The organism is Candidatus Pseudothioglobus sp. uisw_070, from assembly GCF_059512545.2.
In genome coordinates this window covers 266,091-280,624 of sequence record NZ_CM183456.2, presented here as the reverse complement: position 1 = coordinate 280,624, position 14,534 = coordinate 266,091, and the positions used below count along the sequence as shown (strand labels likewise).

16 protein-coding genes and 1 other RNA gene are annotated in these 14,534 nt (G+C 37.2%); 5 read left to right on the top strand and 12 right to left on the bottom strand.

Going from position 1 to position 14,534, the window contains the following annotated elements; translation table 11 throughout:
- Positions 1 to 85: 85 nt before the first annotated feature.
- Entirely contained in the window at positions 86 to 385 is a 300-nt protein-coding gene (locus tag AC5YGD_RS01330; protein WP_496141746.1) for a virulence factor, read from the top strand.
- Positions 386 to 392: 7 nt separating this feature from the next.
- Here the strand turns inward: AC5YGD_RS01330 and AC5YGD_RS01325 are convergent, their stop codons facing one another.
- Together AC5YGD_RS01325 and AC5YGD_RS01320 are read right to left on the bottom strand one after the other, a co-directional pair.
- Positions 393 to 1,517: an amino acid kinase family protein gene (locus AC5YGD_RS01325; RefSeq protein ID WP_271537747.1), complete on the bottom strand. Its 1,125-nt coding sequence runs from the start codon at positions 1,515 to 1,517 to the stop codon at positions 393 to 395.
- A 105-nt stretch (positions 1,518 to 1,622) separates the two neighbouring features.
- Positions 1,623 to 2,210, bottom strand: a complete 588-nt coding sequence (locus AC5YGD_RS01320) for a MarC family protein (protein WP_271537746.1) — start codon at positions 2,208 to 2,210, stop codon at positions 1,623 to 1,625.
- A 124-nt stretch (positions 2,211 to 2,334) separates the two neighbouring features.
- Here AC5YGD_RS01320 and ssrS point away from each other — a divergent pair.
- A non-coding RNA gene (gene ssrS, locus AC5YGD_RS01315) (6S RNA) lies at positions 2,335 to 2,515 on the top strand.
- Positions 2,516 to 2,587: 72 nt separating this feature from the next.
- Complete coding sequence (locus tag AC5YGD_RS01310) at positions 2,588 to 3,142, top strand: 5-formyltetrahydrofolate cyclo-ligase (protein WP_496141744.1); 555 nt, start codon at positions 2,588 to 2,590, stop codon at positions 3,140 to 3,142.
- Here AC5YGD_RS01310 and AC5YGD_RS01305 read toward each other — a convergent pair whose 3' ends face one another.
- From AC5YGD_RS01305 to AC5YGD_RS01265, 9 genes are all read right to left on the bottom strand, one after another.
- Positions 3,143 to 4,312, bottom strand: coding sequence for an FAD-dependent monooxygenase (locus tag AC5YGD_RS01305; protein WP_496141743.1), 1,170 nt, complete (start codon positions 4,310 to 4,312; stop codon positions 3,143 to 3,145).
- On the bottom strand, positions 4,313 to 5,629 hold the full coding sequence (pmbA, locus tag AC5YGD_RS01300; RefSeq protein ID WP_416695774.1) for a metalloprotease PmbA: 1,317 nt from the start codon (positions 5,627 to 5,629) through the stop codon (positions 4,313 to 4,315).
- 44 nt (positions 5,630 to 5,673) lie between these two features.
- Positions 5,674 to 6,540, bottom strand: coding sequence for a CBS domain-containing protein (locus AC5YGD_RS01295; protein ID WP_496141742.1), 867 nt, complete (start codon positions 6,538 to 6,540; stop codon positions 5,674 to 5,676).
- Positions 6,541 to 6,567: 27 nt separating this feature from the next.
- Positions 6,568 to 6,879, bottom strand: a complete 312-nt coding sequence (locus AC5YGD_RS01290) for an RnfH family protein (RefSeq protein WP_496141740.1) — start codon at positions 6,877 to 6,879, stop codon at positions 6,568 to 6,570.
- Complete coding sequence (gene hisA, locus AC5YGD_RS01285) at positions 6,869 to 7,606, bottom strand: 1-(5-phosphoribosyl)-5-[(5-phosphoribosylamino)methylideneamino]imidazole-4-carboxamide isomerase (RefSeq protein ID WP_496141739.1); 738 nt, start codon at positions 7,604 to 7,606, stop codon at positions 6,869 to 6,871. Before hisA ends, AC5YGD_RS01290 begins: the two co-directional genes overlap by 11 nt.
- A gap of 97 nt (positions 7,607 to 7,703) precedes the next feature.
- The gene (gene tsaD, locus AC5YGD_RS01280) at positions 7,704 to 8,726 is read right to left on the bottom strand and encodes a tRNA (adenosine(37)-N6)-threonylcarbamoyltransferase complex transferase subunit TsaD (RefSeq protein ID WP_416652421.1); all 1,023 of its coding nucleotides are present in this window, start codon (positions 8,724 to 8,726) and stop codon (positions 7,704 to 7,706) included.
- Positions 8,719 to 9,450, bottom strand: coding sequence for an LPS export ABC transporter ATP-binding protein (gene lptB / locus AC5YGD_RS01275; RefSeq protein WP_416652419.1), 732 nt, complete (start codon positions 9,448 to 9,450; stop codon positions 8,719 to 8,721). The genes tsaD and lptB overlap by 8 nt, the downstream gene beginning before the upstream one ends.
- Positions 9,451 to 9,487: 37 nt before the next feature.
- Positions 9,488 to 10,243, bottom strand: coding sequence for a biotin--[acetyl-CoA-carboxylase] ligase (locus AC5YGD_RS01270; RefSeq protein ID WP_496141738.1), 756 nt, complete (start codon positions 10,241 to 10,243; stop codon positions 9,488 to 9,490).
- Positions 10,222 to 10,584 (bottom strand): diacylglycerol kinase, encoded by a 363-nt coding sequence (locus tag AC5YGD_RS01265; RefSeq protein WP_416678378.1) that lies wholly within the window; start codon positions 10,582 to 10,584, stop codon positions 10,222 to 10,224. The genes AC5YGD_RS01270 and AC5YGD_RS01265 overlap by 22 nt, the downstream gene beginning before the upstream one ends.
- 98 nt (positions 10,585 to 10,682) lie before the next feature.
- Here AC5YGD_RS01265 and truA point away from each other — a divergent pair, with 98 nt between their 5' ends.
- Both truA and AC5YGD_RS01255 read left to right on the top strand, forming a co-directional pair.
- On the top strand, positions 10,683 to 11,426 hold the full coding sequence (gene truA / locus AC5YGD_RS01260) for a tRNA pseudouridine(38-40) synthase TruA (RefSeq protein ID WP_496141737.1): 744 nt from the start codon (positions 10,683 to 10,685) through the stop codon (positions 11,424 to 11,426).
- A gap of 7 nt (positions 11,427 to 11,433) precedes the next feature.
- The gene (locus AC5YGD_RS01255) at positions 11,434 to 12,612 is read left to right on the top strand and encodes an SRPBCC family protein (RefSeq protein WP_496141735.1); all 1,179 of its coding nucleotides are present in this window, start codon (positions 11,434 to 11,436) and stop codon (positions 12,610 to 12,612) included.
- Positions 12,613 to 12,665: 53 nt separating this feature from the next.
- Here AC5YGD_RS01255 and AC5YGD_RS01250 read toward each other — a convergent pair whose 3' ends face one another.
- Positions 12,666 to 14,477, bottom strand: coding sequence for a sulfate permease (locus AC5YGD_RS01250; protein WP_496141734.1), 1,812 nt, complete (start codon positions 14,475 to 14,477; stop codon positions 12,666 to 12,668).
- Positions 14,478 to 14,534 lie beyond the last annotated feature (57 nt).

Below are 14,534 nucleotides of genomic sequence, written 5' to 3'. Positions count from 1 at the left end.
TTATAGCAATTACATCAATTAGTTAATGGTAGAATTTTTCAAAATTTATTCCGGCTATAATTTACTATATTTTTTGGAGAATTAGATGAATTTAACAATAAAGAAATGGCGCGATATACCAACAATGGTTGTGATTAAAAAAAGCAGAAGAGAAGTTGAAAAAGTTCAGCTAGATAATCGCTTTATGGAGGCTGTTGACTCTGCAGCGTCAGTTGCAGATGCTACAGATGCTGACTCATACCTTACTGATTGGAATGATGAAATAATTAAAATAGCTGATGGCGACCTAAGAGAGCCGGTAGAAAAAAAAGCAGCGGAACTAGAAATAGAATTTTCTGATGAAGTATTATTAAGTTACGTCAATAACGGCGGTTACAAGCCTTAGCCTTTATTTATGTATATCTTCCATGCAGAAACTTTAATGTTTCCCTAACCTTTGTTTCTTTAAGAAGATAGCTGATAATGTTTTTAGGTGAATCTAAAAGCTCGGCATAATCAAGATCAGCTGGTTTTTTAGACACCTTATTATTGAAGACAACAGAAATCGTAGCCCAATGCCTGCTCAACTTATAGAAACCTAGTTTTTCTTCAAGTTGTGCTAATTTATCACTTAAATAAACATCATCATTAAGCAACAATCTTCTTGAGTCAATATACACAACGCCATCGACATGACTTGAGGCTTTATGCTCAAGCGCAAATTCTATTAACACCATATTATCTCGATGAGCAATAGCAACAACCTCTTTTTCAGATGCTTCTTTATGATGAATAGTCGTTCCAATTGAATTATTAAAAGTGTTTCTTGCAACAATTGGTGTTTTAGTTTTAATCGAGGCCTCAATTGCTCGAGGGTGAATAACTCTTGACCCTTCATCAGCCATAGCTAACATTTGCTGAACACTGATTGATTCAAGATAACTAGAGGCTTCCACCTGTCTTGGATCACAATTTGCAATACCATCAACATCAGAAAATATTTCAACCTTCTCTGCACCTAAAGCTGCCGCTAATGCTACTGCAGAAGTGTCACTTCCGCCCCTTCCAAGTGTGCGAATATCACCTCGTTCATTAACCCCTTGAAAACCTGCTACTACTGCAATATCTCCTTGATCAAGCGCCTCAACAATGCGAGATGGATTAACATCTAATATTTCAGCATTCCCAGCATTATCATCTGTCAAAATTCCTGACTGTCTTCCATTAAATGAAACTGCAGGCATTCCGTTACAACTTAAAAGATGAGCACAGAAAGCTGAGCATAGCGTTTCACCAACGCTCATAACGAGATCTAGTTCTCTTGGATTAATATTATGACCCACATCTTTTAATAGAGCTACAAGTGTATCCGTTGCATATGGTTCACCCTTCCGACCCATTGCAGAAACTACAACCACAACTCTTTCACCAGAATCAGCATAATGTTTGATATGATTTAAGACATGGGAACGAGAAATCTCATCCCTAAGACTTGTCCCACCAAATTTCATTACTATAGGTGCAGAACTTTTTGACATTTCAATCTTCAAAAAAAAGAGGCAATTATAGCTTGTGACTTACAACATAGCAAATCAGTGCTTTATAGTTAAATTGCAAATTTACTAAACTGGAAGGTTAAAATATTAAATACCAAATGTTTGTTTAATTCCATCTAATATAAAGTCAACCGAGACCATCACCAATATTATGCCCATTAATCGTTCAATTGCGATTAATGCCCTATTACCAAGTTTTCTTCCTAGTGTTTCTGAAGAGACTAATATGACACCTGATATTAAGCAAGCAACAAATACAACAAAGGTCCATTCAACCCATCTATTTGGCTCTTGAGCCATAAATAATATAACTGCTGCAATAGCTGAAGGTCCAGCAAGCATAGGAACAGCTAGAGGAACAATAAGAGGTTCTGTTGTTTCATTGTGACCAAATAGAGGTTTAGTACCTGGAAAAATCATTCTTATAGCAATGATGAACAATATAATTCCTCCTGTAACCCCAAGTGAAGATTGTTCTATTTCTAGCATCTGAAGCAAATATCTACCAACAAACATAAAAAACAATAAAATTATGAAAGCGATTAACAGCTCACGAATAATTATTATTCTTCGTCTTTCGAGTGGTATATTTTTGAGAATACTTAAAAATACAGGGACATTCCCAATAGGGTCCATAATGATAACTAATAATAAAATTGCAGCTAATATAGTCACTTAGTAAACTTGTAGGAAATAATGAATCGGGTGATTTTATACGAACAACCTTCTAAAAATTAAGTATATTTTTAAATATCAAGAAGAAACTGTATTGCAATTAGATTAGTCAGAGGTGATAATTAATTATCTGTTGTGTTCGTGCTTTGATTTATTTCCCTGAGCCGATTAAGTATAGAAAAGGAGATGAGATTGGTTACTATTGTGTAAGCCCACCTTGAAGTGGGAAACCTGCGGTAAACATCGAACTTCCGCCTTGAACCAGAAAGGTTCAGGACAATTCAACACGGCACAATGGACCTATCTAAAGAATATTAAACCTCACTCTATTACATTACTTTACTAATTAAACAGCTTTTCTCTTAAAATCTTCATTAATGATAGAACTAAGAAGACAACTCAGACAACTCCGCAAATCCATTGATGAAAAAACCCGCAAGGAAGATGGTCAAAAAATCCTGCACCAATGTCAAAAAAATGGCCTTTTCGAAAATGCCAAACATATTGCAATTTTCATTCCTAATGATGGAGAAATTGAGACAGAAGATACTATTAAATTCTTAAAAAATAATGGCTGTTTTGTTTATCTCCCAATTCTGGTTGAAGAAAAGCTTAAATTTGCTGAAATGGGAGAGCACTTTAGAAAAAATAGATTTGGAATCGATGAGCCAATCCATACCCCTGTAATGGGCGCTAAACAAATGGACCTTATCTTTATGCCACTTGTTGGATTTGATAAAAATAAAAACCGTTTAGGAATGGGTGGTGGTTTTTATGATAAGACATTAAGTTTCAAACTGAAAAGTAAGAATTACCAAGCACTAAAACTCTTTGGTCTTGCATTTGACTGTCAAGAAGTTGACCATTTGGACTCAAAGCCATGGGATATTCCAGTTGATGGCATAGTCACTCCAACCCGCTTCATCGAGTAGCTAGTCGTTTTTAGCCTTACCGAGAGCTTGTTTTTGGAAAAATGATTTGAGGATTGGGGTCTCATCAATAATGTTCATGCCAAAACCCCTAAGCCATCGAAATGACTCATTATTTTCTTTATACACCCAATCAAGTCCTGTCATTGTTTTTGACATTAATTCATTATCTAATCGGCGTGCTCTTGCATACTTCCTTAAAACTAGGGAATCGCCCAATGATTTATCAGTATTTTCAACTATCTGCTTACTAAGCTCCATTGCATCTGAAAAACCTAAGTTAGCGCCCTGGCCAGCTAATGGATGAATACTATGAGCCGCGTCACCTATTAAAGCAAGATTTGAAAGCGTATAGTCCTTAGCACTCCTTGAGACTAAGGGAAAAATATTCCTTGAGCTTTGTAGCCTTAATTCACCAAATCGATATTCAACTGCTTCTGATAAAGATTGGTTAAAGCTAGTAACATCCATCTCTTCGAGATTATCAGCAAACTTATCTTTACAAGACCATACAATTGAAGCCTGATTTTCTGAAAGAGGCAATAGAGCAATAATACTATCTGATAAGAACCTCTGCCAAGTTGTATTCTCTAGTGACTTTTCACTAACTACATTAGCAATAATAGCTTTTTGCTTATAGTCATGGGAAGATACTTCAATATTAGCAAGACTTCTTACTTTGGAATTAGCTCCATCAGCGCCAATCACCAACTTACAAAATAAGCTTTTTTTATTATCAAGGGCAACCTCATAGCCAAATTCATTTTTTATTAACTCGTCGAGTCTTGCATGAATAATTTCAACCTTGGTTTGAGCGATTGCATGATATAAAGCAGATTGTATTAAATCATTCTCTACAATGAATCCAAGATGCTCAATACCTTCATCTTTTGCATAGAAGTTCAGGTGACCATGAGAGTTTTGATCCCATACCCGTGTTGACACAAAACCTTGTTTTCTATTAATGTCATCCCAAACATTAATAGAACTAAGAAAATTTTTTGTTGATGGAGTAATTGCACTGACTCTGGTGTGGAATGAACTGCTGATCTCTGGGTTGCATTCATTTGGATCAATAATTGCAATTTTAAAGTTTTTTTTTCTTGAGAGCGCTAAAGTAAATGCAAGGCCAATCATACCGCCACCAATAACGATGACATCAAATTCTTTCAATTACCCTTCCCCAGCAATAGTCATTTCACTTACCAAAGTTGAGCCCACTTTTAGATTACTTCTATTATCAAAATCATTTCCTATAGAAATCACATTCTTCAACATATCTTTTAGATTTCCAGCAATAGTAATTCCAGAAACTGGATACTGAATTTCACCCTTTTCTACCCAAAAACCACTTGCACCACGAGAATAATCGCCCGTTGTTGCATTAATACCCTGTCCCATTAAGTCAGTTACAATAAGGCCTTTATCCATGTTTTTAGTTAATTCTTCAATTCCACCATCATAATTAGAGCTAACTCGGCAGTTGCTGACGCCGCCAGCATTCGCGGTTGACTTCAATCCAAGTTGGTTTGCAGAGTATTGGCCCATTAGGTAAGTGGTCACCCTTCCATCTTCGACAAAAAACTGTTTTGATTTTAATACCCCATCTAAATCAAATGCCCTTGAGCCAAGAGTTTTTAATTGAAGTGGATCTTCATAAATATTAATAGACCCTGGTAGAACTTTTTTACCTAACGAGTCTAACAAGAAGGATGTTTTTTTATACTGCCTCGAGCCGCTCAGAGCTCCTAGTAATTGCGAAAATAAACCGGATGATTGTCGCGCAGTAAATATAATAGGACATTTTTGAGATTCCAAGTTACGAGAACCAAGTTTTTGTTGGGCCATTTTTGCAGCTTCAAGACCAATTATAGATGGGCTCGTTAAATCTCTAGAGTCAAGAGCAATTGCATATTCATAGCCCGTTTGCATTTCAGAGTCTCTTTTTGCTATCAAAGAGCAGTAGAGCGAATGCTTACTATTTTTTGACTTAGTGATCAGTCCATTTGAATTAGCATAATAGCTTTCGCCCTCAAAACTTGATAACTCAGCGCCATCTGAATTATCAATTTCAGTCTGCTCTAATGCAATCTGCTCACACTCTTTAGCAATCTCAATGCTTTCTTTAGCGTCCAGAGTCCAAGGATGGTAAAGGTCTAAATCAGGTGCATCCCACGCCATTCTGTCCTTTGGAGCCAGTCCATTAAAGGGGTCTTCTTGGGTATATTTAGCAATTAAGCATGCAGAATCAATAGCCTTCTTTAGGCTCTCTTTACTGAGGTCAACACTTGCAGCCTGGCCTTTATTTTTCCCAATATAAACGCTCACATCAAAACTAGTGTCTAGGCTATATTGTAATGTTTCAACATTTGATAATCTGACTGCAGTAGAAATACCTGAGCTTTTCCCAACAGAGAACTCAAAATCTGTCACTTTATTTTTTTTAATTAGGTCAATTGCTAACTGCGTTGTTTGTTCGAGTGAATTCATAATGTTGGATTATACTAATTGATTGATAACTTTTGACAAAACAATTAAGAACTAACTTTATCTTTTGAGGACTTAATGTCTATTATTTTGCGTTGCACTTCAAGTAGCAGGAGTCTACGAGTATCAGTTTTTAGAACCTTAAACTCAAAGCCATGAAGGCTAATTTCACTCATTTGCTCTGGGAGATAGCTAAAACCTGAAATGACTAAACCAGCTACAGTGTCGTAATTATCACTTATGATACTAGATTCAAAAAACTCATTAAACTCTACTAGAGGTGTATTGGCTTGAAGTAAATAGCGTCCATCTCCATAATCAATAATATTATCTTCTTCCTTGTCATGTTCGTCTTCAATTTCACCAACAATCTGCTCAATCACATCTTCTAGAGTTACTAATCCAGCAATCTCTCCATACTCGTCAAGAACAACTGCCATATGAGATTTATTTTGTTGAAATTCTCTCAGCAAAACGCCTAAAGGCTTACTTTCAGGAACAGATAAAGCATCTCTAAGGTACTCTCTGTAGTTAAACTCGTCCTTATTGTCTTGAGCAAAGTGAGCTAGCAAATCTTTAGCTAATACGATACCCAGTATTGAGTCCTGCTCAACATTGTGAATTGGAAAGCGGGAATGTGATGAACTGACCATGATTTGAACCAAGTCCTCAGTGGATGACTCTGAATTTATCATAATCATTTTTGATCGAGGAACCATTACGTCTCGCACTTTTAGGCTTTCGACTTGCAACGCGCCTTCAATAACAGACCTGCTATATGGATCAATAACTAGGTTTTCTTCAGCCTCTTCTAAGGCCTGCATTAACTGTGCTCGGGGCTTTAAAGTTTGAGGGAAAACCTTATCAAATAACCTATTAAATAATGGCCAACTGGGAGGTTTTTCTGCGTTCATAATTATAATGAATGGATTGTATGTTGCTTATTTTACCTTGGATTGGTTTTTTTTATTGCTTCGCATTGCTTTTCCATTAGCTGCCCTCTCCTTACGAGCTTTTTTAGGATCAGCAACAAGAGGTCTATAAATTTCAACTCGGTCCATTTCACGAAGGATAGTATCAAGGGTTGCAAACTTTGAAAAAATACCAACCCTATCCTTTGTAAGATCAATCTGCTCAAAAACTTCAAGAATCCCAGAAGCCTCTATAGCTTCTTTTAATGTAGATCCACTTTCAACCTCAATGCTTATGAGGCTTTGCTTATTGGGCAGAGCGTAAGCAACTTCAACTATCATAAATATCGCTCATCGTTTGTGCATCATGAAAGTCAAGTCTTCCCTCATAAATGGCTCTTCCAGTTATAGCGCCCATGATGCCGTGATGCGCATTTTTCAAAAGTGCAGCAATATCATCAAGATTAGTTATACCACCAGACGCAATTATTGGAATGGAAGTGTGCTTTGCAAGATTAGCTGTTGCCTCAACATTAACGCCCTGCATCATTCCATCTCTAGCAATATCAGTATAAATAATTGAACTAACGCCATACTGCTCATATTTTTTTGACAAATCTACGACATTTAAATCTGTCTGTTTAGCCCATCCCTCTGTCGCCACAAGTCCATTATTTGCATCAAGTCCAACAATAATTTTATCTGGGAATTCTCTACATAAATTAGACACAAACTCAGGCTTTGTTACAGCCATGGTTCCAATAATAAGATAGCTTATTCCAGCTTCAATATAGGCACTAGCAGTTTTTAAATCACGAATCCCTCCACCAATTTGGACAGGTAAATTTGGAAATTTTTTTGTGATTTCATTAACGCACTTTGCATTAACTGGCTTACCTTCAAACGCACCATTAAGGTCAACTAAGTGAAGTCTCCTTGCGCCCTCATCAACCCATTTAGCTGCCATCTCTGTTGGGTTATTAGAAAAAACCGTACTATCTTCCATCAACCCTTTTCTAAGGCGAACACATTGACCATCTTTTAAATCGATTGCAGGAATTATGAGCATAGAATTTTTAATTTAATTGACAACTATATTATATGCACCTTAATCCGCCAAATGATTTCTTTAAATAGCGATACAGGCAAATTTATCGAGCACAAATCTAAACTGGTTGAAGCTCTTCAAGACTCCAGCGAGGCTTAATTGATATTTCGTAATGGTCATTAGTCTGCCCAGCAAGAAAGCGGTAGTGGCCAGCTAAAGCAATCATAGCACCATTATCTGTACAAAAATCAAGTGCTGGATAAAAGACATTAGAACCAAGTTTCTCAGTCATTTCATTTAAGGATTTACGTAGTGAAAGATTAGCACTAACTCCTCCAGCCACAACCAAAGTTTTAAACCCAGTGTATTTGAGTGCACGGCTGCATTTAATTGTTAGCGTTTCAGTTGCAGCAACTTCAAAAGCTTTTGCAATATCTTCTTTTTCATTTGGAAACTCAATAAATGTATTTTTAGCAAATGTCTTTAAACCGCTAAAACTAAAATCAAGGCCTGGCCTATCTGTCATTGGTCTAGGAAAGATAAATCTATCTTTAACACCTTTCGTTGCAAGTTTAGCAAGGGCAGGGCCGCCAGGATATCCTAGACCAAGTATTTTTGCAGTTTTATCAAAAGCCTCACCAACTGCATCATCTAATGATTCGCCTAGGATTTTATATTCACCTATTCTGGTAACCTCGACAAGTAAAGTATGGCCACCCGAAACCAGAAGCGCTACAAATGGAAACTGTGGCTTATCAACCTCCAATAAAGGAGCTAAAAGATGGCCCTCCATGTGATGAACTCCAAGTGCTGGAATTCCAAGCCCCCAAGCTAGGCTCTGAGCAATAGAACCTCCAACCAATAAAGCTCCGGACAATCCTGGTCCAGCGGTATAGGCTATGCCTGTAAGGTCCTTTAATTGAATGTGACTATCACTAAGCGCTTCCTTAATCAAAGGAAGGGCTCTTTGAATATGGTCTCTCGAAGCTAGTTCTGGAACCACACCCCCATATTCAGCATGTAAATCAACTTGAGAAAAAAGTTTGTGCGAAATAAGGCCTTTTTTACTGCTGTAAATTCCTATTCCTGTTTCATCACATGAGGACTCAATCCCCAATGTAATTAAATTTTTATTAGCCACCTGCCGTTTCACCTAAATAAACCTTCTTTACCTCTTCATTTGCCAAAATAGAATCCTTTCCACCTTGTGCAATTATCTTTCCAGCGCTTAAAACATAAGAATGATTACAAGTATCAAGCATTTCTCTATAGTTATGATCAGTAATCAGAATACCAATTCCCTTATCTCTGAGCTGATAAATAATTTCTTGTATATCACCAACAGATATTGGATCTATTCCAGCAAAAGGCTCATCAAGCAAAATAAACTTTGGATCCATCGCTAAGGCTCTAGCAATTTCTACCCTTCTCCTCTCACCACCAGACAAAGTAATACCTTTAATATGACGAACATGTTCAACCTTAAATTCAGACAAAAGCTCTTCGAGTCGGCGAGCTCTATCCTTTGGTAAGATTGATTTATTCATTTCAAGAACAGCCATGATGTTATCTTGGACGCTTAATTTTCTAAAAATTGAAGGCTCTTGTGGAAGGTAACCAATACCAAGATTAGCTCTCTTATGAATTGGCATATGGCCTATACTTTTATTGTCAAGAATAACCTCGCCTTTACTCGATCTGACTAACCCACACGCAATATAAAAACATGTAGTTTTTCCTGCGCCATTAGGGCCCAAAAGGCCAACAATTTCTCCAGCACTAACCGAAAATGAGACGTCATTAACGACTACTCGTCTTGCGTATTTTTTGTAAAGATTTTTTACTTCTAATTTATGTTGTGACATTCTATTTCAATGCGTTAATACTGTTAACTATCTTACCCTAAATGTATTCAATATTCTTTGAGCTATAGAGCTCCTTGGTGCCATTTTCTGTTAAAACTTTTAATGCGCCTTGGTTGGAAATTCCTACCACCTCTCCCTCAAAAGATTTGCCAAATTCTATTGATTTTAGCTTCACACCTTTAAGCATATCGTATTGATCCCATTGAGAAAGGAGATCTGATAAACCATTTAATTTAAAATAAGCTGACATGGATAAGATATTATTAATAATTGATGCTGTAAGTTCATGAATATCTGGCAATTTCTTGGCAATTTTTGAAAGATCAATCCAAGGAATATCGCAGGACATTTCTTGCTCTAAATGATAGTTAAGACCTACTCCAATAATGACAGATTGAGACCCTGCGTGAATACTGTTTTCCAACAAAATTCCTGCTAATTTTGCTTCCCTAAAATAAATATCATTAGGCCACTTAATTTTAAACCCATCAATTCTACATTCTTTCTCTAAAGCCTTAATAATTGCCAAACCAACAACTAAACTTAAGCCGTTTAAATTAATATCAATTCCAAATGTTTGACGAATTGAGAGAAGAATACTGCCATCTTTCTGAGATAACCATTCTCTACCATGCTGGCCCTTTCCCTGAGTTTGCTCTCGCGTGACACATAGCTGCGTTATATTAGAGCTTGGCAAACTATTTAGAAAGGAGCTAGTACTCTCTAGAGAATCAAAATAATGACACTCTAGATCATCTCCAATAAGGCTTTTTAGAGAAGAATAATGATCCATGTAAATATGAAAATAATTAAAGAGATTGAAACTGCTGCTGATGCAACGTCCTTAGCAAAGCCTGATAACTCATGCTGCTCAAGACTAATCCTATCAACAACAGCCTCAATTGCTGAGTTTAACATTTCAACAATCAAAACTAAAAATATAGGCGTAATAAGAAGTACTTTTTCAACTGGTGATTCGCCAAGCCAGTAACCAAGAGGAGTCAGCACAACTGCCAACCACACCTCAAGTCTAAATGCATATTCAGACTGATAGCAAGCCTTAAAGCCTTTTGCAGAATAGATTGAAGCAGACCAAAGTTTTTTAATGCCCGTAGGCTTGTTATTTTCTTTCATAAAGTTCGTATTATCCAGAATAGACTCATTTAGATAGTTACAATAGTTTGTTAAAATATTATTATCGATTTTACAATAAAAAAAATTAGCGGTTGCTTATGAAAATTGCACTTGGTGTTGAATATTTAGGTACGGATTTTCATGGATGGCAAATCCAGAAATCTGACCTAAGAACAGTCCAAGGTGTTGTTGAGCCTGCTTTATCTAAGATAGCAAATCACCCTGTAAGAGTATTTTGTAGTGGCAGAACCGATGCTGGCGTTCATGCACAAGAGCAAGTCATTCATTTTGAAACTCAAACGAGTAGGACCGATGGAGCGTGGCTCTTTGGTGGGAACGCGAACCTACCAAGTGATGTAAATTTTAAATGGGCTAAGGAAGTTAATGATGATTTTCATGCAAGATTTAATGCATACGCACGTTCTTATGAATACAAAATTCACCATCATCCTGTTAGGTCATCACTAAAGACTGGCTATTATTTATGGGAGCCTAGGTCCCTTAACATTGATGACATGAAGAAAGCAGCGACTTTTTTGGTCGGTGAGCATGACTTTTCATGCTTTAGAGGAAGCATGTGCCAAGCAAAATCTCCTATTAAGACAATCGAATACCTTCAAATTGATGAAATAGGTGACGATCTAATTATTAAGGTTAAAGCAAATGCTTTTCTGCATCATATGGTTCGCAACTTGGTAGGAACACTTTTAAAGGTTGGTAGGGGAGAGGAAAGTACTGAATGGATGCTATCAGTATTAGACAGTAAAGATCGAAAAGAAGCAGGGCCAACTGCAGAACCACAAGGCCTCTACTTTGTAAAAGCTCACTATCAAAATATATAATTATCATATGTCAATAGAAATTTACCTGAACCATTACTCTAATTCTCCGCTTAAAAGCGTCATCAAGGCTATAGATGAATCCGCTAAAAAATCATTTGAAGAAGCATCACCGATTCCAGCTGCAGCAAACCACTCTGTCGAATTTTATAATCATGAACAAGAGCAGATTTTCAATCAGGAATGGATTTGTATTGCTCGTACTGATGAGGTTCCAAATACTGGCGACTTCCTTACCCATGACATAGCCGGCACTCCTGTGGTAATTATTCGACAAGAATCTAATGAGATTCTGGGATTTGTAAATGCCTGTGCCCACCGATTTACTTGTCTTGTACCAAAATTAGCTGGCAATGCTTTTGCTTTTACCTGCCCTAATCATGCATGGACATATGGGCTAGATGGGTCCTTAAAGCATGCACCATTTATTGAGATGAAGACTAATTTTGATATTGAAAAGCATCATTTAAAAGCTCTTCATACCGAGATCTGGGAAGGATTTATATACATATCGTTAGCAAAAAATCCCAATAAAAAAGTTTCCTCTGCACTCGAGGGTTTACGTAAAAATATTGTTGGGCAATATGACATGGGTAGCTATCAAACTATAATGCGTGAGAGCATGTCCTGGGATGCAAACTGGAAAAACTTAATTGAAAATTTTACTGAGAGCTACCATGTTCCAATTGCGCATCAAAAAACATTTGCTAATCACAAAAAACCAATAGAAGACTATATCTGTGGTGAGGATAGTGATCATTATTGCTATCATTACGCCCCCCAAGAGACAGAAAGTGGTCCTGGCTCTGCCCACCCGAATAATACCAAGCTGAAAGATAAATGGCGTCGTACGATGGTTGATTTTTGTATTTTTCCTAACCACTTGGTTACCCTTATGCCAGATTATTTATGGTGGGTTTCAGTTATGCCAGATGGCATTGGACGCTTTAAAGCAACTTGGGGGGTGGCCGTTCCACCAGAAATATTAGCAGAAGTTCCAACAGCAGAATATGGCGCTTGGGTGTTGCAAATGGCTGACTACATGAATACTGCAAATAGTGAGGATAAAGCTCTTGTTCAAGGCCTTTATCGTGGCTCAAGCTCTCAATTATTACCCAAGGGAACTCTTCATCCAATTGAGAAAAATCTTTGGCAGTTCACTAAGTATCTTTCAAGAATATCCAGTTAATGCATCACTAAAAAACGAATCTAATATTGAAAATTTAACTAAAGTAAAAACACTTATTGTTGCTCAACCTCATTATTATTATCTTCTAGCTCTTGCCAAACATATTTCAAGGCATCCGCTCTTAAATCAAAAAATCGATTATCGCCAAATCGCTTTTTGAAGCCAGAGCGAAACAACTCTGCTTCTAATCTTTCAGTTCTAGCAAAAAGAATTTCAACTCCTGAATTTGAACATGTTTCAATTAAGCCAGATAAAACTTGCTCACCAGATGCATCAACCTGAACAATTGAAGCCACATCAACAATAATGTATTTTAATTCTTCATTATTTTTAGCAATTAATTCAAGCAACTTAGTTTCAAAATATGCTGCATTAGCAAAATAAAGAGACCCACTCCATTTTGCAACTTTAACAACATTGCTAGCTTCATTTGAGTCATCCGCAAACCTTGAGGCAATAATCGAGCCGTGTTCAACTGATAATTCAGAAAAATTTGGCTCCATAGTTCTATATAAAAATAATCCTAGAGACATAATCACCCCAAAAGCGATACCGTTTTCTAAATTCGGTGCAAAAACTAGAGTCATCACAAACGTTAATAAGCCAACCAGTCCATCATGCTTCTCAACCTTCCATGCATGCTTAAGCGGAGCAAAATGAATCAAACTTGCTACTGACATTAAAATAATAGCAGCAAGAGTAGCGAGGGGAAGATGATAAAGCAAAGGTGTCAGATAAAGAATAGTTATACCAACAATAGCTGCTGTTACTACGGATGAGAAGCCAGTAACTGCACCTGCAGTTAAATTAACCGCTGAACGCGAAAAAGAACCTGAGACAGGGTAACCCTGAAAGAAGCTTGCAGTAACATTTGATAGTCCTTGACCTATAAGTTCCTGATTCACATCTAGGCGCTGCTTCGTCGAAGCTGCCATAGACTTAGCAACCGATATTGCCTCCATAAAGCCAATTAATGAGATTGTAATTGCATAGACAAATAATGTTCCCATAACATTAAAGTCGAATCGAGGTATCTTAAAGCTAAACAAACCATTTATGTTTATTGAATTTACAATGGCCCCTCCCATCCCTTGATAATCAATCAAGAATGAAGCTGCTGTTGACAGAACAGCTACCGTAAGAATCGCAGGCAGTCTAGGGAAAAAACGCTGCAATATTAAAATTCCAACTACGCCCATTAACGCCATACCTAATGTAGGAAGATGGGTGAAATAAAATGCAGCTTCAAGAAGTCTGGCAATAGTTTCATAGCTTTGGTCTGCGTTACAAATCGTATGAAGGCCTCCAACATCTACACTCTCAACTCTTTCAGGAATAGAAAGTGCTTGGCAAGCACTTACCCAATCCGAATCATTTGAACTTATAACCCTTATACCAAAAACTTTAGGTAGCTGAGATGCTCCAATAATAATTGCAGCTGCACTTGTAAATCCAGTTACTACAGGGTGTGACAAAAAATTAACTACAAAACCCAGCCTAAGAACGCCTAATAAAAACTGAAATAATCCCACAATGAGCGCCAGTAATGCAGCATAAATTGCGTAGCTCGATGGATCTGTAACTATTTCCCCAAGTGCGGCCGCCGTTAACAAAGATACAACCGCAACTGGTCCTGTAGACAGCTGCCTGGATGACCCCATAACTGCAGCAACTAAGACTGGCAAAAACGCAGCATAAAGACCATATTGAGGGCCTAATCCAGCTAACTGTGCGTATGCCATTGATTGAGGAACGATTACAAAACCAACAGTAAGGCCGGCTAAAATATCCGCTTTTAAAGTTTTGGGATTGCTTAAATCTTTAATCCATAACAAAAATGGAAAGAGTTTTGTTATCCAGCTCATGAAATATGTTTCTGAAGTTTAGTATTTAAAATTTAAGTCTACCAAACTAAAACAGTC